Annotated in this window: 18 protein-coding genes; 3 read left to right on the forward strand and 15 right to left on the reverse strand. The window is 58.5% G+C overall.

The window, feature by feature from the left end:
- Nucleotides 1-225 precede the first annotated feature (225 nt).
- Nucleotides 226-468 (forward strand): DUF982 domain-containing protein, encoded by a 243-nt coding sequence (locus tag AKG12_RS20615; RefSeq protein ID WP_046799388.1) that lies wholly within the window; start codon nt 226-228, stop codon nt 466-468.
- A 94-nt stretch (nt 469-562) separates the two neighbouring features.
- Here the strand turns inward: AKG12_RS20615 and AKG12_RS20620 are convergent, their stop codons facing one another.
- The 6 genes from AKG12_RS20620 to AKG12_RS20645 all read right to left on the reverse strand — a co-directional run bounded on the left by AKG12_RS20620 (nt 563) and on the right by AKG12_RS20645 (nt 8,416).
- Complete coding sequence (locus tag AKG12_RS20620) at nt 563-955, reverse strand: PRC-barrel domain-containing protein (protein ID WP_046799387.1); 393 nt, start codon at nt 953-955, stop codon at nt 563-565.
- Between the two features lie 130 nt (nt 956-1,085).
- Entirely contained in the window at nt 1,086-1,967 is an 882-nt protein-coding gene (locus tag AKG12_RS20625) for a helix-turn-helix domain-containing protein (protein WP_052820256.1), read from the reverse strand.
- Nucleotides 1,968-2,076: 109 nt separating this feature from the next.
- The gene (locus AKG12_RS20630) at nt 2,077-4,266 is read right to left on the reverse strand and encodes a TonB-dependent siderophore receptor (RefSeq protein WP_082178979.1); all 2,190 of its coding nucleotides are present in this window, start codon (nt 4,264-4,266) and stop codon (nt 2,077-2,079) included.
- 180 nt (nt 4,267-4,446) lie between these two features.
- Nucleotides 4,447-6,123, reverse strand: a complete 1,677-nt coding sequence (locus AKG12_RS20635) for an ABC transporter permease (protein ID WP_052820258.1) — start codon at nt 6,121-6,123, stop codon at nt 4,447-4,449.
- A gap of 73 nt (nt 6,124-6,196) precedes the next feature.
- The gene (locus AKG12_RS20640; RefSeq protein WP_046799383.1) at nt 6,197-7,213 is read right to left on the reverse strand and encodes an extracellular solute-binding protein; all 1,017 of its coding nucleotides are present in this window, start codon (nt 7,211-7,213) and stop codon (nt 6,197-6,199) included.
- A 153-nt stretch (nt 7,214-7,366) separates the two neighbouring features.
- Nucleotides 7,367-8,416 (reverse strand): ABC transporter ATP-binding protein, encoded by a 1,050-nt coding sequence (locus tag AKG12_RS20645; protein WP_046799382.1) that lies wholly within the window; start codon nt 8,414-8,416, stop codon nt 7,367-7,369.
- A gap of 357 nt (nt 8,417-8,773) precedes the next feature.
- On the opposite strand from AKG12_RS20645, the gene AKG12_RS20650 reads away from it, so the two are divergent.
- Together AKG12_RS20650 and pgi are read left to right on the forward strand one after the other, a co-directional pair.
- Complete coding sequence (locus AKG12_RS20650; protein ID WP_052820259.1) at nt 8,774-10,486, forward strand: long-chain fatty acid--CoA ligase; 1,713 nt, start codon at nt 8,774-8,776, stop codon at nt 10,484-10,486.
- A gap of 141 nt (nt 10,487-10,627) precedes the next feature.
- On the forward strand, nt 10,628-12,253 hold the full coding sequence (gene pgi / locus AKG12_RS20655; protein WP_052820306.1) for a glucose-6-phosphate isomerase: 1,626 nt from the start codon (nt 10,628-10,630) through the stop codon (nt 12,251-12,253).
- Nucleotides 12,254-12,318: 65 nt separating this feature from the next.
- Here the strand turns inward: pgi and AKG12_RS20660 are convergent, their stop codons facing one another.
- From AKG12_RS20660 to scpC, 9 genes are all read right to left on the reverse strand, one after another.
- Nucleotides 12,319-13,047 (reverse strand): esterase family protein, encoded by a 729-nt coding sequence (locus tag AKG12_RS20660; RefSeq protein WP_052820260.1) that lies wholly within the window; start codon nt 13,045-13,047, stop codon nt 12,319-12,321.
- Entirely contained in the window at nt 13,044-14,009 is a 966-nt protein-coding gene (locus AKG12_RS20665) for an acetylxylan esterase (protein WP_052820307.1), read from the reverse strand. The genes AKG12_RS20660 and AKG12_RS20665 overlap by 4 nt, the downstream gene beginning before the upstream one ends.
- A 110-nt stretch (nt 14,010-14,119) precedes the next feature.
- The gene (locus AKG12_RS20670; protein WP_052820261.1) at nt 14,120-14,467 is read right to left on the reverse strand and encodes a hypothetical protein; all 348 of its coding nucleotides are present in this window, start codon (nt 14,465-14,467) and stop codon (nt 14,120-14,122) included.
- A gap of 96 nt (nt 14,468-14,563) precedes the next feature.
- Nucleotides 14,564-15,490, reverse strand: a complete 927-nt coding sequence (locus AKG12_RS20675) for a carbohydrate kinase family protein (protein WP_052820262.1) — start codon at nt 15,488-15,490, stop codon at nt 14,564-14,566.
- Nucleotides 15,491-15,588: 98 nt separating this feature from the next.
- Nucleotides 15,589-16,287, reverse strand: a complete 699-nt coding sequence (locus AKG12_RS20680; protein WP_006310650.1) for an orotate phosphoribosyltransferase — start codon at nt 16,285-16,287, stop codon at nt 15,589-15,591.
- Between the two features lie 172 nt (nt 16,288-16,459).
- Complete coding sequence (gene pyrC / locus AKG12_RS20685; protein WP_046799377.1) at nt 16,460-17,497, reverse strand: dihydroorotase; 1,038 nt, start codon at nt 17,495-17,497, stop codon at nt 16,460-16,462.
- Nucleotides 17,498-17,609: 112 nt separating this feature from the next.
- Entirely contained in the window at nt 17,610-18,647 is a 1,038-nt protein-coding gene (locus tag AKG12_RS20690; protein WP_052820263.1) for a 4-hydroxyproline epimerase, read from the reverse strand.
- A 128-nt stretch (nt 18,648-18,775) separates the two neighbouring features.
- Entirely contained in the window at nt 18,776-20,098 is a 1,323-nt protein-coding gene (locus AKG12_RS20695) for an alpha/beta hydrolase (RefSeq protein WP_046799375.1), read from the reverse strand.
- A 188-nt stretch (nt 20,099-20,286) separates the two neighbouring features.
- Nucleotides 20,287-21,783, reverse strand: a complete 1,497-nt coding sequence (gene scpC / locus AKG12_RS20700; protein ID WP_052820264.1) for a succinyl-CoA:acetate CoA-transferase ScpC — start codon at nt 21,781-21,783, stop codon at nt 20,287-20,289.
- Nucleotides 21,784-21,908: the final 125 nt, after the last annotated feature.

The raw sequence follows: 21,908 nt of genomic DNA on the forward strand, positions 1-21,908 counted from the left end.
AAGGTGATGACAAGCAGCCAAGGAGAAAATCATGAACCAGATCATCTACATCGTCGGCCTCGTCGTTATCGTACTGGCAATTCTGTCGTTTTTCGGCTTCCGCTGATCCCCGTTGTCAATTCACTCGCTTGCGCATATTCTAAGCGGCAGTGACACACGGCTGCGTTCATGGGTTGCTCCGCTGTCGGGTGTATTTCGGGATCGCGTTGCTCTGGGAGGTGCACGATGAAGAACGAGAGATGGACAGAACCGGTCGAGGTCAATCTTGAGGCGAACGGCAAGAGTGTCGTCGCCGGCCCCTCTGAAGCGCTGACGTTGCTAACGGAAGGCTGGCCGAAGATTGGCGGATTAAGCTTTGTGAGAGCCAGAAGCGCCTGCCGCGCCGCCCTTGACGGGCGCAAATCGCCGGAGGAAGCGCGCAAATGTTTCACCGATGCGGTTTCCGAGATGCAGAAAAACCCGCATTGACAGGCCCAAAACAAAACGGCTCCTGAAAAGGAGCCGTTCTTTTACGTATTGCGCTCCCGGTAACAAAATTGCCGGAAGCGCTTTTTTCTGGACCTTACATCCAGTAAGGCGCGACGCCGTAATAGTCGTAAACCTTGCGGTCCTTGGCGTTCAGCAGATCATTGTCATCGAGATTGGCGAAGTGCGGCGCGTTTTCGATCTCTTCCTTGGTAAGATCGATGCGGTAGCCGTCCAGTTCTTCATCGTAATGCAGCTTTTCCCAGGGCAGCGGGTAATAGTCGTCACCGATCCCGAGAAAGCCACCGAAACTCAACACCGCATAAGCGACGCGGCCGCCACGCTTTTCCAGGATAATGCGCTGGATCGAGCCGATATGTTTGCCATCGGCGCCATAAACGCGGGTGCCTTCTACCTTGTCGCTGGCGATCAGGCTCGGCGTATCCTTGACATAGGGATCCTGCCCGGCGCGGGGTTCCTGATGCAACATGACGTCTTCCTCCTTGATTTTCTTCGTTGGTGTCACGTCTTGTAAACCCTGCGACGGAGAAATCGTTCCGAGGTGTTTCAAGCGCTGCGGCAGGTATTTTTTTGAAGAAGGACGGAACAAAAAGGCGCGCTTATTGGCGAATTTTTTGCCAGACGGAGGGGGAAACCCCGACCATCTTGCGAAAGACGCGGGAAAAATGCGCCTGGTCTGAAAATCCGCTAGAAATGGCAATGTCGGTCAACGCCATGTCGGTGCGCATCATCAAATCCTTGACGCGATCGATACGCGCCTGCATCTGCCATTGGTGCGGCGGTACGCCGGTGGAAGCCTTGAAGGCATGACTGAAATGGGATTGCGACAGGTTGGTGAGTTCCGCCAGTTCCTCCAGCCGGATCGACCGCAGGCAATGTTCACGGATATAGTCGGTCGCCGCTCTTAACTGCCAGACGGCGAGCTTGCTGCGTTTCTTGACCGGTTCCCGCTTTACCTTGAGAAAGTCCGTCAGCAGCGCCAGCACGAGGCTTTCGCCGTAAAGGTCATGCAAGGGGTCTGGATTATCGCATTCGGCAGCGATCAGCCGCGCCAACGCCAGCAGGCGCTCATCCTCGAACATCAGATGCGGATCGAGCAGGCCGTGCGGGTCAAACCCCTGCACCAGCCGCGCGCCCAGCAAACCCGCATCAAAATGCAGATCGAGATGGCGCACGAAGGACACATTGCTGAGTTCCGCATGCACATCCAGATCGGCGGGCACGAAGGAAATCCGGTTCGCCTTGGAAGACCCGTGATTGTCACGACGGGAGCGGTTCATCATGAACCGGCCATCATCGCTCCCGTCCATATCCAGCAGAAAAACGAAACGCGGGTCCTTGCCAACATAACGGCCACCCGCTTTCGGCGCGCAACGCACATCCCAGAGATCGGCGACGATGCCGTTCCAGACCCTCGAGCGCGGGCCGCCGATGACGGCAAAGCCCTCGATCTCATTTTCCATCCGCACGCGGAAAGCCATGGCCTCTTGATCCCGCAAGGCGCAAAGGCGCCTCTATAAACATGATAAATCTATTCATGTTTATAGAGGCAAACTATATTTCCCGCAACTGCTGGCCTGCTGCCAAACCTTACCACTTCTTTGCAAGCTTGAAGGTGATGGTGCGGCTATTACCCCAGCCACAAACCGAGACGCCGGCGCAGCTCTTGACATATTCCTTGTCGAAGACATTCGCGACGTTGACGGATGCCGTCCAGTCGTTCTTCTCGTAACGTATCGCGGCATCGAAGACCGCCGCATCTGGAACGCGCAGCGTATTTGCCGCATCAGCCCAGGATTTACCCTGATAGCGCACACCGCCGCCGATGCTGAGGCCTTCAAACGTATCATCGGTGAAGGCATAATCCACCCAAAGGGACGCGGTGTTGGTGGGCACGATCCAGGGCGATTTGCCGATCAGGTTGGGGTTGGCGTCGCGGGTAATCTCAAGATCGGTATAGGAATAGGAGGCAAGCGCCTTCCAGTTGTCGGAAAGATTGGCCTTGGCTTCCAGCTCGAAGCCGGTGGATTCCACCTGTCCGAACTGCCCGCTCGTGGTCACACCGCCGGCCGTATAGGACACGATTGCATTGTCCTTGACCAACTTGAAGACGGAGGCAGTGATGCTGCCATCAAAGAAGGTCGGTTCGTATTTGACGCCGGCCTCGAACTGGTGCCCTTCCTCCGGCGAAGCGGGGGTGCCATCCGCAAGCGTATCGATCAGCGGATTGAAGAAGGTGGCCGCCGAGACGTAGGGCGTCAGGCCATTGTCGAATTCATAGGCGAGGCCGGCGCGGCCGCTCAGCGCACCGTCATGCGAGCGGAAGGAAGCGCCTGCCGGCAGCCTGTTGTTCAGCTCCGTATCGACATAATCGTATCGGCCGTTGAGCGTCACCAGCCAGCCATCGCCGAAACGCAGCTGGTCCTGAGCGTAGATGCCGATCTGCTGCTGGGTAACGACATTGTCGGCATAAACGAAATTCGTACCCTGCGTCGAACCATAGATCGGCTTGAGCGCGCCGATCGCATTCGATCCGCAGCAAGCCTGCACCTGATCCAGCCTGTAATATTTATAATCGAGACCAACGAGCAGCGAATGGCTGACCGCGCCGGTTTCGAACTGTCCTTCAATGCGGTTGTCAACGCCGAAACTATCCGCTTTCGACAGGCCGTCGTAACCGAAGCGGGTCAACATATAGTCGTTGGTGGTGGCATCGAGGATCGGCTGGCCGTTAGCGTCGGCATTGGCCCAACCGCCCGGATAGGGTCCGGTCTCGTGCTTATAGAGATGGCCATAACGGGCGTTCTGGCTGATCTTCCAGCCATTGTCGAATTCATGGCTGACTTCATAACCCACCATCGACTGGTAGACACGGCCATTGTCGATATCCGGTTCGCCATAAAAGGCCTTGCGGTCGAGCTTGCCGAATGGCGCATCGACAACGGTACCGACATAGGGCAGGAAGCCATTGCCGACATGCACCTGATCCAGCGCCGAGAAATATCCGTAGAGCGTGGCACTTGTCTGCGCATCCGGCTCGAAGGTGATCTGCGGCATGATGAAGCCGCGCAGATCCTCCGAGTAATCGGTGTAATTATCGCCGCCGGAAACCTTGCCGGTGACGCGGTATTTCCATACGCCCTCACCATCCACCTTGTCGCCGACATCGAAACCGAAAAAGGCATTGCCGAAATTGTTGATGCCGATTTCCGTTTCACGAACCGGCGTATCCTGAGTTTGCTTGCGGACCAGTTGCACGATACCGCCGGGATTGGCGCCGCCATACAGCACCGAAGCGGGCCCTTTAAGGACTTCCACCCGTTCCAGACCATAGGCATCCATCTGGAAACCGCCGAAACCATAACTGAACAGGTTCAGCCCATCGAGGAACACGCCGGTCTGGGTGGCCTGAAAACCGCGAATGTAAAACCAGTCGGTATCCGGGTCGGTGCCGAAGGGCTCCGCCGTCACACCGGGCGTGTAGCGCAGCACCTCGTCGATTTTGGTCACGGCGCCACGGTCATTCATTTCCTTGCGACCGACGACGGATACGGATTGCGGAATGTCTTTCGTTTCCGTGTCGGTTTTCGAGCCGGTCGCGCTTTTCTTCGCGACATAGCCACGGACCGGGCCCGTGGCATTTTCCGCGCCCTGCCCTTCGACGGTGATTTCCCGCAGAACGGTCGTTTCCTGTGCGTGGCCCATCACCGGCGCCATCAAAACAACGGCAGCCGTTCCCAAAGCCAGACGGCTCAAAAACATCCCATGCAAATTTTTCAAGATATGCCCCGAAACAGATCGCGGCCGACGATCATAGCCGGCAGACCGCAGCACTTCAATTAAGCTGAGTATTTACATCAGGATTAAGGCGGGATGCTTGTCGTTTTCCGGGAGGATTTGAAGCTTATTGGCCTCTCGCACTGTTTTATGCCCGTCATTTTATGGGACGAGACCCAGCCATCAACCTTTGCGCCGGCCGATCCTCGCAAGCTGCATGACGGGAAGGATGCCGATGACGACAATCGCCAGTGCGGCGATTGCCGCCTCCTCATAGGTGCCGCGCGCTGCTTCGCCGTAGAGATGGGTCGCGAAGGTCTCGAAATTGAGCGGCCGCAACAAAAGCGTGGCGGGGAGTTCCTTGACGCAGTCCACGAAGATCAGCAACGCCGCTGCCGCAAGCGATGCCTTCGAGAGCGGTAAGTGGATCTGGCGGAATGTCTGGGTTGCGGATCGCCCGAGTGTTCGTGAAGCGTGATCAAAAGATTGCGGGATACGGCTCAGGCCGGCATCGACGCCGCCGGCTGCAATGGTGAGGAAACGCGCCGAATAGGCATAGATCAGGGCTGCACCGCTGCCGATAAAAATGAGGCCGGTGGATATGCCAAACCAGTCACGCATGGTCTGGTCAACAAACCGGTCGAAACCACCGAGCGCGATCAGCACGCCAATAGCAATGACCGTGCCGGGAGCTGCATATCCCACCGTGGAAAGACGATAGGACCAAAGCGAGAGACGCCCCGGAGCAAGGCGCATCGCGTAAGCAACCGCAAGGCCGAGAATAAGGGTGATCAACGTCGCCAATCCGGCAAAGACGATGGTGTTCAACGCCTCCTCGGTGAAGCGGGCAGACAGGCCGCTGAAGCGGAACCGTTTCCATGCCTCGATGACGAGATAGCTCGCTGGCGCGACGAAACCGATCAGGACCGGCAGGCTGCCGAGTGTAAAAGCACCGCAGGCCTTGAGGCCGGTAAGGCGCACCGGCTCCAGTTCCCGGCTTTTCTGCGCGGAAACCGAATAACGCTGCTTGCGCCGCGCCCAGCGTTCAAACGCCACGAGGGCAACGACGATGAACAGCATGGAGAGCGCGATCTGCGCCGCACCGGGCAGATCGGATTTCGTGACCCAGGTCGTATAGACCGAAACTGTGAGGGTGCGGACGCCCAGAAATTCCGAGGCGCCGATATCGTTCAGCGCTTCCATAAGGGCAAGGCTGACGCCGACCGCGATCGCCGGCCGCGCCAGCGGCACTGCGACCTTTAAAAAAGCCCTCTGTCTGGAAACGCCAAGCGTGCGGGCGGCCTCCAGCAGATTGCCAGCCTGCGTCAGGAACATGGCGCGGACGGGAATATAAACATAGGGAAACAGCACAAAGCCGAGCAAAATGATGCAGCCCGTCATCGATCTTATGTCCGGCAGACGGAATTCACGCGGGCTGGAATAACCGAGCAGAAAGCGGATTATGCCCTGCACTGGCCCGATCGGATGCAGAATATCCAGATAGGCATAGGCAACAATATAGGTTGGCATCGCCAGCGGCAGCAGCAGCGCCCACTCCAATATCCTGCGACCGGGAAAATCATAAGCAGTGACCAGCCAGGCCGAACAGGTTCCAATGATACCAGCCAGCAAGCCGACACCGGCGAGAAGGATGACCGTATCCGGCAAGGCCGTCAAAAGAACGGTGGAGCCGAGATGCTCCCACAGGCCTGCCGAACCCTGCAAAGCCTGGGAGACGAGCGCAACAACCGGCACCATCGCGCCGCAGACCGCCATCATGGACAGGAACAGCCACCAGAAGGCGGATGAAACCCTTGGTCTTGCGCGGGACGTCAATGGCTGAGCGGCGTCTGGATTCATGAGCTTCTTGAAAATACAGGGAAAGGCGCCCGCGGGTGCGAGCGCCTTCCACCTTGTTGTTACCAATTGGCCTTTACTTGTCGAAACCGACCTTGTCGACCAGCTCGCTCGCCTGCTTGCGATGCGACACGATCTCCGTCAGCGGCTTGCTGTCGATCTTCAGGTCACCGAAGGAAGCGACGATCTCGTTGAGACCCGCGCCCTGCTTGACCGGATATTCGTAGTTGGCTTCGGCATAGATCTTCTGGGCTTCGTCGGAAACGAGATATTCCAGAAGCTTGACGGCTTCAGCCTTGTTGGGCGCATTCTTGGCCACGGCCGCACCGGTAATGTTGACCTGCGTGCCACCATTCTTGAAGGTCGGCAGAACCACCTTGATGGCGTCGCCCCACTTGACCTGCTCTTCGCCGCCCTTGCCCGAGCGCATCAGGCCGACGTAGTAGGAGTTGGCGATACCGATATCGCAAATGCCGCCGAGGATGTCCTTGGCAACGTCACGGTCACCGCCGCCTGCCTTGCGGGCCAGGTTTTCCTTGACGCCAGCAAGCCACTTTTCAGTGTCGGCAGCGCCATAATGAGCGATGTAATCGGCAAACAGTGCCGTGTTGTAGGGGTGCTGGCCAGCGCGAATGCAGACCTTGCCCTTCCACTTGGCATCCGCCAGATCTTCATAGTTGAAGGAAGCAAGGTCGAGATCCTTCGCCGCATAAAGAACGCGGGCGCGCATGGAAAGCGCAAACCAGTGACCCTTGGCATCACGAAGTTCGGCCGGGACTGCCTTGGTCAGGGTTTCGGACTCAACCGCCTGGGTAACGCCCTTTTCTGCGAGATCAACGAGGTTGCCGGCATCCACGGTCATCAGAACGTCGGCAGGCGAGCTTGCGCCCTCGCTCAGAACGCGCTCAGCCAGACCATCTTTCAGGAACACGGTGTTGACCTTGACGCCGCTCGACGCGGTGAAGGATTCCAGCAGGGGCTGGATCAGGCCCGGCTCTCTGGTGGTGTAGATGTTGAGTTCCGCGGCGCTGGCTGACCCGGCTGCAAAAGCAACAGTGCTGGCAAGCAGGGCAAATCTGGTAAATTTCGTCATGGTCGTCTCCCTCTTCGATGGCGGCAATATAGAGGCAGCAGACATCATACATGATGGATCAAATCAAGTTTTATTTCGCTGTTTTCTGACGAGTTTGATCACCAAGAGTTGAAAAGGATGCTGAAATTTACATGCAAATCCACTCATTCAACCTCAAGTAAATATCAGGACACCCTTGGGGTCGATACCGAAACGTACTGCCTTGGTCTTGGCGGGTGTGCGCTGCATCGTGCGGACACGCAAGTCTCCCGGCAGCCCGGGTACGGCGATGCCGAGCTGTTCGATCTCACCGAGGAAAACGCGGCTCAATATTTCGCCGGCGATCCCGTCTTTCGCTGTGTTGTCCTCGATAATCGAAATCGCGTTGGGTCGAACATAGGCAACCGCTGCAAGGCCATCGGGCAGATCGGAGGCATCACCCAGCAGCCCGAGCGGTGTTTCAACGCGCCCCTGCCTTACCCGGCCTTCGATCTTGTTGAAGGCGCAGAAAAAATCGGCGGCATAGCGGGTTTTGGGATTGTCGTGGATTTCATAACCCGTGCCGCTCTGCACGATGCGCCCGCGCTGCATCAGAACCACGCGGTCGCCTGCGGACAACGCCTCTTCCGGATCATGGGTGACCATGATCGCCGTCGTCCCCAATTGCCGCAGAAGACCAAGCGTCTCTTCGCGGACATTGTCGCGCAAACCTCTGTCCAGATTGGAGAAAGGCTCATCCATCAGCAACAGACCGGGCTGCGGGGCGAGCGCACGGGCAAGCGCCACGCGCTGCTGTTCACCGCCCGAAAGCGTATGCGGATAACGCTTGGCCAGCTCTTGCAGATGCACGTGCTCGATCATCTCCATCGCACGGCGGCGGGCCTCGGCCTTAGCCAGGGTTCTGAGACCGAACATGACATTCTGCTCGACGGTGAGATGCGGGAACAGCGCATAATCCTGAAAGACAAAACCGATATTGCGCTTTTCCGGCTCAACGAAAACAGCCGAGTCGGCAACGGCCGAACCATTAAGGGAAACGCTACCGCGGTCTGGCGTCTCCACACCCGCAACGATGCGCAGCAAGGTCGATTTTCCACAGCCCGACCGTCCAACCAGACAAATAATTTCGCCGCGTTCGACGGACAGGTCGATATCGGACAAGACATCCGTATCACCGAATCTTTTCCCAACCGATTTCAGTTCAAGCGCTGCGCTGCCTGCCATTTCCAATCCTGCCCTGCTTTGCGAATTATGTTGATCGCTCAAATCAGGATTAAAGTCAAAAAATCGCACATGACTCCGTTTCCATTCACGAGGACGCGAGATGTGCGACAGCAATATTGACGTTTACGTTAGAGTTAAATAGGCTTCACCGATACGATGGACGTCAGGGGATTCCGCGTCTATCATTCGTCACCGGGGAGCGGGAGGAGCGGTCGATCCGGTGGCGCACATGTGGTTCCTTCTATCTCGCCGATATGCCGGCTGGTTGCGGGAGCTTCATGATCATCACGAAGCCTAAAGCGCCCTTCATGCATTCCACCGAATGCACGGCGCGAAAAAGACTCTGGGAGGAGAAGCATGAGTGAATTGTGCCTGGGACAGCCGGGAAATGTCAGCGTAGAGAAGCGTTGGCTGTCGTCCTATCCGCCGGGCGTCCCTTCCGAGATCCCCGTATCGGCCAACGCCTCGCTTGTAGACCTTCTTGAAAAGAGCTGCGTGCAATTTGCCGACCGCAAAGCCTTTTCCAGCATGGGGAAATCGCTGACCTATCGGGAGCTGGATGCTCAAACCCGCGCCGTGGCCGCTTGGCTGCAATCCAGAGGACTGGAAAAAGGTGACCGGGTTGCGGTGATGATGCCGAACATCCTGCAGAACCCTGTTGCGGTTTATGGAATCCTGCGGGCGGGCATGATCGTGGTCAACGTCAATCCGCTCTACACACCGCGCGAACTGGAACACCAGCTGAAGGACTCCGGCGCAAAGGCGCTGTTCGTGCTCGAAAACTTCGCCCATGTGGCGCAGCAGGCGGTGCCGAAAACCGCCGTACGGCATGTGGTCGTCGCCGCCATGGGTGATCTTCTCGGCTTCAAGGGACATATCGTCAATCTTGTCGTTCGCAAGGTGAAAAAGCTTGTGCCCGCCTATGCGATCCCCGGCTCGATCAGCTTCAAGGCGGTGCTGAAGGAAGGTCAGGGATTTTCCCTGAAGTCCGTCGGCCTCACGGCTCAGGATATCGCCTTCCTGCAATATACCGGCGGTACGACGGGCATCTCCAAAGGCGCGATCCTTACCCATGCCAATCTTCTGGCCAACAAGGCGCAGATCAGCCTGTGGCTGGACGCCGCCTTCAGCAGCCGCAAGGATCGTCCCGAAGTTCTCAACTTCATCTGCGCGCTGCCGCTCTGCCACATTTTCGCGCTGACGGTGAATTCGCTGATGGGCATTGCGCTCGGCGGCCACAATCTGCTGATCGCCAATCCGCGTGACATTCCCGGCTTCGTCAAGGAACTGTCGCATTACCAGCCGCATATCTTCCCCGGCATCAACACGCTTTTCAACGCGCTGATGAACAATGAGGATTTCCGCAAGCTCGACCTCTCATCGCTCATCCTCGTTCTCGGCGGCGGCATGGCGGTGCAGAGGCCGGTCGCGGAACGCTGGCTTTCGATTGTCGGCTGCCCGATTGCGGAGGGCTACGGTCTTTCCGAGACGTCGCCCGTCGCAACCGTCAATCGCCTCGATTCTACCGAGTTCAGCGGCACCATCGGTCTGCCGCTGTCATCGACGGAGATCGACATTCGCGATGACGATGGCAACCGTTTGCCTGTGGGTGAAGTTGGCGAGATTTGCATTCGCGGCCCGCAGGTCATGGCCGGTTATTGGCAACGGCCCGATGAAACGGCAAAAGCCATGACCGCCGACGGTTTCTTCCGCTCCGGCGACATGGGTTTCATGGACGAGCGCGGTTACACCAAGATCGTCGACCGCAAGAAGGACATGATCCTCGTCTCCGGTTTCAATGTCTATCCGAACGAGGTGGAAGAAGTGGCCGCCAGCCATCCCGGCGTCCTGGAATGCGCCGCAATCGGCGTTCCGGACGAACATTCCGGCGAAACCGTCAAACTTTTCGTCGTCAAGAAGGATCAGTCGTTGACGGAAGCCGAACTCAAGGCCTTCTGCGCCAAGAACCTGACAAACTACAAGCGGCCAAAGATCATCGAGTTCCGCACCGAGCTGCCGAAATCCAATGTCGGCAAGATTTTGCGGCGCGAATTGCGCAATCTGAATTGAGCGCTTGAAGCGAATGACGAGAGCCGGGCGACCGGCTCTTTTCTTTTATCCCGGCGCTTTTCTTTTATCAAAGTCGCCTTGATTTGGCCGCCTGAAAAAGAATAGTTTCCTCATCCTTCCACGGAAGCCGAGGAGCACATGATGCAGGCCACCATCGAAAAACTCAAAGCAACGGCAAGCAGCACAGCCGCAACCGATCTTCGCGCCGCGTTTGCGGCCGACGACAAGAGATTCAGCCGTTTCAGCGTAAAATTCGATGACCTGCTGATGGATTACTCCAAATGCGCCGTCAACGAAGAGATCGTGACGCTTCTCGAACAGCTGGCGCGCGAAGGCGGCGTCGAAGCCAAGCGCGAGGAGATGTTCTCCGGCAAGGCCATCAACTTCACCGAAGACCGTGCCGTGCTGCATACCGCGCTGCGCAACCGCTCCAACACTGCCGTTCTCGTTGACGGCAAGGACGTGATGCCTGATGTGAACGGCGTTCTGGCGGCCATGGGCAAGTTTGCCGATGCGATCCGTTCCGGTTCCCTGAAAGGTGCGACCGGAAAGAAGATCACCGACGTCGTCAATATCGGCATTGGCGGCTCCGATCTCGGCCCTGTCATGGCAACGCTCGCGCTTGCGCCTTTCCATGACGGGCCGCGGGCGCATTTCGTTTCCAATATTGACGGCGCACATATTGCCGATACGCTGAAGCTGCTCGATCCGGAAACCTCGCTCTTCATCATCGCGTCGAAGACCTTCACCACCATCGAAACGATGACGAATGCCGCCACCGCGCGCCGCTTCATCGCCGAGAAGCTGGGCGAGGAGGCCGTAAAGCACCACTTCGCCGCCGTTTCCACCGCACTGGACAAGGTTGCCGCCTTCGGCATCGAAAGCGACCGCATCTTCGGTTTCTGGGACTGGGTGGGTGGCCGTTATTCGATCTGGTCCGCCATCGGCCTGCCGCTGATGCTCGCCATCGGGCCGGATAATTTCGGCAAGTTCCTGGATGGTGCACATGCGATGGACAAGCACTTCCGCGAGGCGCCGATCCGCGAAAACCTGCCGATGCTGCTCGGCCTCATCGGCTTCTATAACCGTAACGTGCTGAACTATCCGACGCGGGCGATCCTGCCCTATGACCAGCGGCTGTCGCGCTTCCCCGCCTATCTCCAGCAGCTCGACATGGAATCGAACGGCAAGGGCGTTACCATCGACGGCACACCCGTCGAAGGCCAGTCCGGCCCCGTTGTCTGGGGCGAACCCGGCACCAACGGCCAGCACGCCTTCTACCAGCTGATCCATCAGGGCACGAGCGTCATTCCGGCGGAATTCATGATCGCCGCCAACGGTTTTGAGCCCGAACTGCGCCATCAGCACCAGCTCCTCATCGCCAATTGCCTGGCGCAATCGGAAGCGCTGATGAAGGGACGGACGCTGGCTGAGGCGAAAGCCCAGCTCACCTCCAAGGGCATGGAAGACAAACTTGCCGACTTCATCGCCCCGCACCGCGTCTTCACCGGCAACCGCCCTTCGATCACCTTCGTCTATGACAAGTTGACGCCTTTCGCGCTTGGCCGCCTGATCGCGCTTTATGAGCACCGCGTCTTTGTGGAAGGCGTGCTGTTCCGCATCAACTCCTTCGACCAGTGGGGCGTGGAGCTTGGCAAGGAACTGGCAACCGGCCTGCTGCCCGTCGTGGAAGGCAAGGAAAGCGCCGCCGGCCATGACAGCTCTACACAGGGGCTGGTAAAGGCGCTGGCGGGCCTGGCTGGGTAAAAACCGCGTACCCTCGATCTCAGGAAAGCCGGAAGGACACTTCCGGCTTTTTTAATGCAGCGGCCTTAAATATAAAGCGCCGCCATCTTGCGCCATGCACCCGCTCGATGGGCGCGGCCCTCCCAGACATGCATCTGATGGCCCACCTGCTTGTCTGATAGAACCCGGCTCAGATGATGATTGTTGTCCAAAAACGGGTCCGCATCACCGATGGTGAAAACCATGTCGATGCGGCGCAGGTGTTCGAGCCGCTGCGGGCAGGCAAGACCCGGCAGGAAATGGCTTGGCATGTGGAAATAGACGTCATCATCGTAGTAGCCATCGAACAGATCGCCGAAGGATTCCACCTTCATTGTCAGGTCATAACGGCCGGAAAAGGCGACGAGTTTGCGAAACAGATGCGGGTGGCGAAAAACCAGGCTGGCGGCCTGAAACGCACCGAGGCTGCAGCCATGCACGATGGTATCGGTATGGGAATTTTTCTCGGCCATCAGCGGCAGTACTTCGCTGAGAATATAGTTCTCGAAGGCTGAATGGCGGCGGATGCGGTCGGCCGGATGGTGATGGGCCGCATAAAAGGTCTCTGTGGCCAACCCCTCAATGCAATATAGCTGGAGATGTCCTGCCTCCAGCTTGTCGGCCAGGCTACCGACAAGCCCCAGTTCTTCATATTCGAAGAAGCGCCCGTCCCGGGTGGGAAACATCAGCACCTTGGCGCCGGCATGACCGAATATCAGGAGCTCCATGTCGCGATGGAGCCTGTGACTATACCAACGGAGATATTCGCGTTTCATGGCACCTTGAAAAACCGTCTGACCTTGTCCTTGTGGACCGCATCTTGCGATGCGCTGTCAGGGTAATCGAAATGCCCGGCGTCGAGGATGAAGATTTCATTAAATTTTGAGTGCGGCAGCGCATTGGCCACTGCGAACTGGCAGGGCGGCGCCACCGATGGATCGAAAAGTGCCGGCGCAACCAGCATCGGCACTTTTATGCGGGCGGCGGCACAGGCGGCATCGAAGAAGCGCAAGGTCTCAAGCACATTCGGATGGCCCTTCTGGTATGACTGAACCGAATTCGCACTGCCAACGGTGGGCAATGTCAGCCAGAACGGCCTATGTCCGAATGTCGGCACCACCAGATGGCCACGGTCGATGCGCTCATCAAACGGTATTGCCAGCGCTCCGATGCCACCGCCGAAACTGATGCCGCTATACCCGACCTGCCCTTCCAGCCAGGGGTAAAGGGTCATGAGCGTCGAAACCGCGACCCACAGATCATCGACGCAGCCGCCGATGATGTAATCGTCTTTCCTGTCGATATTGTAGAGAACATGAAGCGCCGATTCCGAAGAAATCGGCGGACAGGCGCTTAGCGCGAGCCCGCGAAAACAGGGAAACAGCACAGCCGTTTCTTCCACCGGCACTTCGAAATCAGGCTCGGAGCGCCCACCATAACCATGGCCGACCACGAGGCCCCGGCGCACCAGGCCTTCGCGCGGAAGAAGCATCCAACCACCGATGCGGAAGCCGCCGGTGGAGGTGTAGATGACATCGAGGACATGCCAGCGCGGATGGCTGAGCCTGCTCTTGCGCAGCACTGGCCGCGGATCCGTAGCGAGCGCGCGGCGATAGCGCTTCTGCCAGAAGTCATCGAAGCCCGGCGGCGCTTCGGGCGGGGTGATGGCCAGCAGCTGTTCGCGCTTCATGCCGTAGCTGGGATCGAAATCGAAAGGATGGATATTGGGAACACTCATGCGACGCTTGTTTCGCGAAAAACCGGCGGACACAAGGTTTTTGATCTTCGAATACCGGCTTTTTAGGGCATTGACCGCGCGCACAGCGGCTGTGCCGAAAATGCCCCGCCTCAAACAGCAACATCCTGACCTTCGGGCAAGGTCCAAAGCTGCGGGTCCGCATTGATTGCGGCTACAACCGCCAATGCTCTTTCGCGGCATCCGGGCGTTTCACCAAGGGCCATATCTTCGGCCTCGATTCCCACCAGATAATCGGTGACTTCAGCGACAGCGATACCTCTGCGCAATTGGCCTGCGGCCGCAATCAGGTAATTGTCGTATTCATCCGCAAAACACAGGTTATCGGGATCGTTCCAGTTTTCTCCCGCCGGCAACAGGCCGATGGGGTCCCACACAGACCAACCGATATCCCGCAACCGCGAAAGCCTGATCCTGGGTGGTGGGGTCAACGGAGCCATAGTCTCATCCGTGGCGATGCAAATTGGGACGAGAATACGCCCCTGTCCTCAGAACCACAATATTCCAGACACAGATCAAGCGTTAGACAGCGATGCTCAAAGCCCGATTTCATGCGCAAAAGGCGGATTTGCGCCAGCCCGCGAGACAGTGACCGCAGCGGCTTTTGCACCTAACGCCAAAGCTTTCCTGATCTGCTCTTCATTGAGCGCGGCAACCTGCGCCTTCGTCAGAAGGCCCTGCATTTTAAGCGAAGCGAGGATGCCCGCGTCAAAAGTGTCGCCCGCGCCGACGGTGTCGACGACTTCGACCCGCTCGGAGGCCACTTCCACCTTGAGATTGGCGGTATAACCCACAGCGCCCTTGGCACCGCGGGTGATGACAACCAGTTTCGCGCCATGATGCAGCCAGTGGCGGGCAAGCGTATCCTCGTCACCTTCCAGACCGAACCAGGCGAGGTCCTCATCCGAGAATTTGACGATATCCGACATGGCGGCCATGCGGCGGATGCGGGCCATATGCGACTGCTTGTCCTTGATGAAACCGGGGCGGATATTCGGATCAAGCGAGATGACGCGGCTTTTATGCTCGCGCGTCATCAGGGCTTCATAGGTGCTGCCGCAAGGCTCCGGGATGAGGCTGATCGCGCCGAAATGCAGCGCCTCGCAATCGGCGCCCAATGCCGGAAGCTCGGCTTCGGTGATCATCCGGCCAGCGGTATTCTCGTCGTAAAAAGCGTAAGTCGCATGGCCATCCACCAGCTTGACGAAGGCGATGGTCGTCGGGCGCGAAAGGGTGGCGCAATAGCTGAAATCCACCTTGCTGGCGCGCAGGGTTTCCCGCAGGATATCGCCCATCATGTCATCGGAAAGACCGGTGAAAAAGGCGGAGGGGACGCCGAGACGCCCCAGCGCAATCGCCGTGTTGAAGACCGCTCCGCCGGCATAGGGGGCAAAACCCGCCTCACCCAGCGTCGTCTGCCGGGGCAGCATGTCGATCAGGGCTTCACCACAACACAGGATCATTACGGTCCTCCTCAAAACAGCAAATCAAATGAACTTAAATCGATTTAGACGAAGATCGATCGGAAGGCCAGCCACAAGCCGGCTGGCCGCATCCGAAATCACGATTGCGGCAATTCGCTGACGCCGCCGTGCTTCGCAGACCAGGGCAGCGGATTGTCGAGGAAGGCTTCAACCCCCGACAGCGTCTTTTCATCGAACAGTTTTTCAGCCCGTGCGACAGCCAGAACATCGCGCCAGGTCGTCAGATAATGCAGCTTGACATTGCCATTGGCGAAGCGCGCTTCCGCCTCTTCGAAGATGCCGTAATAGAAGAGCGCGATACCGTGATCAACGATGCCGCCCGCCGCTCGGATCGCGTCGATGAAGGTAAACATCGAGCCACCGGCCGTCGTCAGATCCTCGATGACGAGAACGCGGGCACCTTCCGGCATATGGCCTTCGATCTGGGCGTTGCGGCCATGGCCTTTCGGCTTCTTGCGGCAATAGATCATCGGCAGGCCAAGGCGCTCGGCAAGGAAAGCGGCGAAAGGAATGCCGGCCGTTTCACCACCGGCGACACAGTCGAACTTCTCGAAACCGGCCTCGCGCATGACAGCCGCCGCCGCGAAATCCATGGCTGCGGAGCGAATGCGCGGGAAGGAGATGAGCTTGCGCATGTCGATATAGACAGGGCTCTTCATGCCGGAAGCGAAGGTATAGGGGCTTTCGGAATTGAAATGGACCGCCTTGATTTCCCACAACATCTTCGCAACCAGTTCCGCAACGACGGTGCGGTCGGTGAATGTGAAATGGTTCATAGGCGTTCTCCTTTTTCGGCCTTGGTTTATCGCTCCGAAAACCCGGATCGGTTTTCGGAAAGCACAACGTCTTGGTTCAGTGTTGCAGGCATCCTCAGGCGGCGCCGGAATTTAAGGCGAATACCTGAAGACCATAACAAAACCGCCGGCAGTGCCGGCGGTCATTAAAAAATCAGCTTACATCCCAGTGGAGCGGGAACATCGGGTCAAACACCGTCACCGGCCCGGCGCCCGTCTCGATCTTTTCGGGGAAGGAAACCGCTTCATCACGCTTGACCAGCGTGATCGTCTCTTCATTCGGTGCGAGACCATACCAGGCGGGACCATTCAGCGAGGCGAAGGCTTCCAACCTGTCGAGGGCATTTTCGTCCTCGAAGACATGGGCGAGACAGCTCATGGTGTTGATGGAGGTATAGATGCCGGCGCAGCCGCAGGCGCATTCCTTCAGCGGGTCCACATGCGGAGCGGAATCCGTGCCGAGGAAGAAGCGCGCATCGCCGGATGTCGCGGCAGCCCGCAGCGCCAGCCGGTGTTCTTCGCGCTTGGCGACGGGCAGGCAATAATAATGCGGCTTGATACCGCCAACCAGAATGGCGTTGCGGTTGATGATGAGATGGTGAGTAGTGATGGAGCCAGCCAGATTGGCCTTGGACGACTTGATATAGTCCACACCGTCGCGGGTGGTGATGTGCTCCATCGTCACCTTCAGTTCCGGCAGGCGCTGGCGCAGCGGCTCCAGAACCGTATCGATGAACACCTTCTCGCGGTCGAAAATATCGACTTCCGGCGTCGTTACCTCACCATGCACGCAGAGCGGCAGGCCAATCTTCGCCATGCGCTCCAGAACCGGCATCGCCCTGTTGAAATCGCGCACACCGCCATGAGAATTGGTGGTCGCACCCGCCGGGTAGAGCTTTACGGCGGTGATGAGGCCGCTTTTTTTGCCCTCTTCCACATCGTCGGCCTGCGTGTCCTCAGTCAGATAGAGGGTCATCAGCGGTTCGAAACGGTCACCCGCCGGGATCGCCTTGACGATGCGTTCGCGATAGGCGCGTGCATCGGCCGTGGTAACGACCGGCGGCACCAGGTTCGGCATGATGATGGCACGGGCAAAATGGCGGCTCGTATCCCCGATCACCCCTTCCAGCATTGCCCCATCACGCAGGTGCAGGTGCCAGTCATCAGGGCGGCGCAGGGTGAGCGACTTCATCGGGATACCTCGGAGCATGATGGAATTGCGCCCGCTTAGCATCTTTTGTCGCGGGAAAACAGCCGCCAGAGGTCATCGGGCGGCTGTAAATGTCATTTTTTTAAAGCCTGTCTCAGATGTTGCCGGCTTCCGGCCCCCAGACATCGGTCATGGCGAAGCCATCAGCGAAGGGGTCGAAGGGATCGAGGCCCACCTGGTGCAGGCCGAAGGTGAAGCCGCGCCCGGCAATGGTGGGAATGACGGCCGGGCGGCCCGCCACCTCGGTGACGGCAGAAAGGCCGACATCGAATTCCGAACCGATGATCGAGCGGGATTTATACTCGTCTCCCACCTTCACCTTGCCGCGCGCATAAAGCGTCGCAAGATTGGCGGAATTGCCGGTGCCGCAGGGGGAACGATCCGCCCGGCCTGGCCACATGGTGGTGCAGGTGCGGATGGAACCATCCGCATCCACATCGCGGAACATCACATAGGCAACGCCTGATATGGCGGGGATTTCCGGATGAACGACCGTCATTTCACGGTTGACGAGGTCTTTCAGAGTCATGCCGGCGGCAACGAGTTTCGCGGCATTGGCCTTCTCGATGGTGAGACCGATCTGGCGAACATCGACGAGCGCGTAAAAAATGCCACCATAGGAAATGTCCATCGTCACCTTGCCCCATTCGGGCGTTTCGATGCTGACATCCAGCTCATGCACGAAGGACGGAACCATGGTCAACTTGACCTTTTCACAGCGTCCGTCCCGGCAGGTGGCGGTGGCCTTGACCAGACCGGCGGCCGTTTCGAGAATGATGACAGTTTCCGGCTCCTGCATTTCTACCATGCCACTTTCCAGAAGCGCGGTCGTTGCGCAGATGGAATTGGAACCCGAACTGGCATGCGCCTGATCCGGCTGGAGAATGACGAAGGCGGCATGCGCATCCGGATGCTTCGGCGGCAGGAGAAGATTGACCGATCCCATCGGCGTGCCGCGAGGCTCCAGTGTCAGAAAGCGGCGAAGCGCCTCGCCCTGCGGATCGGTATTCATCCAGTGAAGCTGTTCCGCCACGGTATTACCGGGAATTTTAGGCGCGCCGCCGGTGACGACACGGCCGATTTCGCCTTCGCAATGAACATCGAGAAGCTGGAGGGTGCGTTTCCAACGCATGGGTCTTACTCCGGAAGTTGGGTTGTTGACCCGACCATACAGATAAAAATACAAGCTGTATACAAATCTGCGGGGGGCGCGATAACAAAAACGCCTAACGTTTTCGCCACCCCCGCTCACATCTCAGCTTAACGGTTACGGCATTCCGCCCGCTTGCGATTGGCGGCGGCCTCGCAGTTGACCCTTGACGATTGAAGCGCCTGATCATCCACCACGGAACCGGCCGTATCGCCCACCGATCCGACAGTGTTCTCCATGGAGCGACCGAGCCGTTCCACCTGCCTGCCATAATTTTCCCGCGTGCGCGGATCGAACACCGCAATCGGTGCGCTGACCACCACGCTGGCTGCCGTTCCAACGGTTTGCGCAGCGCCGATGCTGACAGCACCCAGCGCCTCACCCAGACCGACATCGGAATCCGTCACCGTCTGGCCAGCAATCAGGCGGTCGCCGATCAGGCGGACGACCTCGGGGCTTTCGGCAAATTTACCATGGTTCAGGCGGTCGCCGGATTGCAGCTTGGTGAGATCGAGAACGGTGATGCCGGCCTTTTCCAGCTGGCTGCTATAAGGCTCGACGGATGGATCGATCTGGCCGAGACGGTCGACATTGCCTGAGATACGGCGCGACAGGCTGAGTGCGCGGTCATCCTGCGAGACGAAAAGGGTGAATTTCGGCGGCGTCTTGCCAAGACTTGCGAATTGCCGGCTAAAGACGTCCACATCGAGATCCGGCGCGGCAAGAATGACATTGTTGATCTTCGGATCGACGCGGCCATTACGGATTGCCATCTGGCGCAGCGCTTCCACCGCAAGCCAGGTGCCCATGGAATGCGCCATGACAGTGACCTCACCGATGGACTTGTCCTTGGCGAGACGCGTCAGCATCTCTTCAAGCGCATCGCGGGAGTAGTTGGTGCTTTCCTTGTCGTAATTATAGTCGAAAATGCTTGCTCGCGACGGCCAGGTGAAGACGACGGGCACAACATCCGTGCCTGAATCATGGACGATCTGGGCGAAGCGATAAACGGATTCCTCGTAGCGATTGTTGAAGCCATGCACGAAGACCAGCACGCGGCGGTCCTTCGCGATATGTTTACCGATCCAGCTTCTGGTTTCGGCTTCGGAACGAATAGGCTCCACCGCCACCGTGGTGAAATCCTTCAGCGGGTTCGGCGGCAGCTTTTTCGGCCATTGCACCTGCCCAACCTTGCGGTTGGCATTGGGCGGAATCGAAATGGTGACGGCATCGACCTTCAGGCCCGTTCCACGCTCACCGCCGAAAAGCACGGCGGTGTTTTCTGATGGCGCACGCGTGGTGGCAACCAGAAGGTTGACCGGCGTCGTGCCCGCCACGGTCTGCCCCGTCGGCGTCATGACCCCGATGGGTCGCCCACCGCAGCCTGCGAGCAGGGCGACAATCGCAATTACGGCCACGAAGCGAAGGGGCATCACATCACTCTCCTACAACCCAGAGGCAGCCGGATAGCAGCCAGGGGGAGAGGATTTTCTACCGGAGGCGGAACTGCCGCGCCAGCAACCAAAGCAGAGCAGCGGACACTTTCCGCCCCGGTGTGTCCAAACAGACCCAATTACCGGGCGACAGGCAGGAAACTCCGTGGCCGGCAAAAGCGCAGGCCCTATTGCTGCGGCAGCATCGTTCCTCTTTCACGAAGTGTATTATGCCAGGACAGCGCCTCTTCGATGAGATGCGGCGTGTGCCCGCCCCGTGCCGCCGCCCGCTGGTAATAATCCGTCAGCGCATCGCGATAGCTGGGATGCACGCAGTTCGCGATGACGACCGCCGCGCGCTCGCGCGGAGCGAGACCGCGCAGGTCGGCAAGACCTGTTTCGGTGACGAGAATATCCACATCATGCTCAGTGTGGTCGACATGGCTGACCATCGGAACGACGCTTGAGATGGCCCCGCCCTTGGCGATCGACTTGGTGACGAAGATCGACATATAGGCGTTACGGGCGAAATCCCCCGAGCCGCCAATGCCGTTCATCATGTGCGTTCCGCCGACATGGGTGGAATTGACGTTGCCATAAATATCGAATTCCAGCGCCGTGTTGATGCCGATGATGCCGAGGCGGCGGATGACCTCAGGGTGATTGCTCACCTCCTGCGGACGTAGGATCAGCCTGCTCTTGTAGTCGGCCAGCCGCGGCATGACCCGTTCGTTCATGGCGGAGGATAGCGTGATCGATGAACCGGAGGCGAAGGTGAGCTTGCCCGCATCGAAAAGCTCGAAGGTCGAATCCTGCAGGACTTCCGAATACATTTTGAGATCGTGAAACGGCGTATCGATGAAACCATGCATTACCGCATTGGCGATGGTGCCGATGCCGGCTTGAAGCGGCTGGAGTTCGTGGGTCATGCGGCCATGACGCACCTCGTTCAGCAGGAACTCGGTGAGATGGCCGGCAATCGCCTTGGTTTCGTCATCCGGCGGCAGCACCGTTGAAAAACTGTCGCTCTTGTCGCTCAGCACGATGGCGGCGATTTTTTCCGGCGGCACCGGAATGAATGGCAGGCCGACACGGCTGTCCGTCGCCACGACGGGAATGGGCATGCGGGTCGGGCGTTTGGCGGGAATGAAGATGTCGTGCAGCCCCTCCAGCACTTCGGGCTGCGACAGGTTGATCTCAACGATGACCTTATCGGCCAGAATGGCGAAGCTTGCGGAATTACCAACCGAGGTGGTGGGGACGATGCCGCCTTCCGCCGTGATTGCCACGGCCTCGACAATGGCAACATCGACGCCATGGATCTGACCGCCACGCAATTGCTCAACCGTTTCGGAAAGATGCTGATCGATGAACATCACCCTCCCGTCATTGATCGCCTTGCGCAAAGCCGGATCGGACTGGAACGGCATGCGGCGCGCCAGCATGCCGGCCTCAACCATGGTCTTGTCGAGATCGTTGCCGAGGGACGCGCCGGTCATCAGGGTGATTTTCATGGGATGCGTCTTGGCGCGCTCGGCCAGCGCCAGCGGCACGGCCTTTGCTTCACCAGCGCGTGTGAAGCCGCTCATACCGACAGTCATCCCATCCTGAATGAGACTGGCGGCCTCTTCGGCGCTGACGATCCTCTTCAGCAGGGACGCATTGCGGATACGCTTTTCAAGCATGCACTTCTCCATGATCTGCACTCACGATGGCACGACATCAAGCTGGCCATTTCTCTGGCGACTATGGCGTGCAGTTTCACCGATGAAACTGACATAGATCAAGGGCGCGATCGGGACCATGGCCT

The sequence above is a fragment of the Agrobacterium sp. SUL3 genome (assembly GCF_001263295.1).
Taxonomy (GTDB): Bacteria; Pseudomonadota; Alphaproteobacteria; order Rhizobiales; family Rhizobiaceae; genus Agrobacterium; species Agrobacterium tomkonis.

Excerpts from the sequence above, each read along its gene's own strand:
- pyrC (WP_046799377.1), bottom strand. The coding sequence starts at position 17,497 with ATGAAGTCGCTCACCCTGCGCCGCCCTGATGACTGGCACCTGCACCTG.
- AKG12_RS20615 (WP_046799388.1), top strand. The coding sequence starts at position 226 with ATGAAGAACGAGAGATGGACAGAACCGGTCGAGGTCAATCTTGAGGCG.
- scpC (WP_052820264.1), bottom strand. The coding sequence starts at position 21,783 with ATGCTTGAAAAGCGTATCCGCAATGCGTCCCTGCTGAAGAGGATCGTC.
- AKG12_RS20680 (WP_006310650.1), bottom strand. The coding sequence starts at position 16,287 with ATGAACCATTTCACATTCACCGACCGCACCGTCGTTGCGGAACTGGTT.
- AKG12_RS20625 (WP_052820256.1), bottom strand. The coding sequence starts at position 1,967 with ATGGCTTTCCGCGTGCGGATGGAAAATGAGATCGAGGGCTTTGCCGTC.
- AKG12_RS20675 (WP_052820262.1), bottom strand. The coding sequence starts at position 15,490 with ATGATCCTGTGTTGTGGTGAAGCCCTGATCGACATGCTGCCCCGGCAG.
- AKG12_RS20645 (WP_046799382.1), bottom strand. The coding sequence starts at position 8,416 with ATGGCAGGCAGCGCAGCGCTTGAACTGAAATCGGTTGGGAAAAGATTC.
- AKG12_RS20640 (WP_046799383.1), bottom strand. The coding sequence starts at position 7,213 with ATGACGAAATTTACCAGATTTGCCCTGCTTGCCAGCACTGTTGCTTTT.
- AKG12_RS20690 (WP_052820263.1), bottom strand. The coding sequence starts at position 18,647 with ATGCGTTGGAAACGCACCCTCCAGCTTCTCGATGTTCATTGCGAAGGC.
- AKG12_RS20695 (WP_046799375.1), bottom strand. The coding sequence starts at position 20,098 with ATGCCCCTTCGCTTCGTGGCCGTAATTGCGATTGTCGCCCTGCTCGCA.
- AKG12_RS20660 (WP_052820260.1), bottom strand. The coding sequence starts at position 13,047 with ATGAAACGCGAATATCTCCGTTGGTATAGTCACAGGCTCCATCGCGAC.
- AKG12_RS20620 (WP_046799387.1), bottom strand. The coding sequence starts at position 955 with ATGTTGCATCAGGAACCCCGCGCCGGGCAGGATCCCTATGTCAAGGAT.
- AKG12_RS20665 (WP_052820307.1), bottom strand. The coding sequence starts at position 14,009 with ATGAGTGTTCCCAATATCCATCCTTTCGATTTCGATCCCAGCTACGGC.
- AKG12_RS20670 (WP_052820261.1), bottom strand. The coding sequence starts at position 14,467 with ATGGCTCCGTTGACCCCACCACCCAGGATCAGGCTTTCGCGGTTGCGG.
- AKG12_RS20635 (WP_052820258.1), bottom strand. The coding sequence starts at position 6,123 with ATGAATCCAGACGCCGCTCAGCCATTGACGTCCCGCGCAAGACCAAGG.
- AKG12_RS20650 (WP_052820259.1), top strand. The coding sequence starts at position 8,774 with ATGAGTGAATTGTGCCTGGGACAGCCGGGAAATGTCAGCGTAGAGAAG.
- pgi (WP_052820306.1), top strand. The coding sequence starts at position 10,628 with ATGCAGGCCACCATCGAAAAACTCAAAGCAACGGCAAGCAGCACAGCC.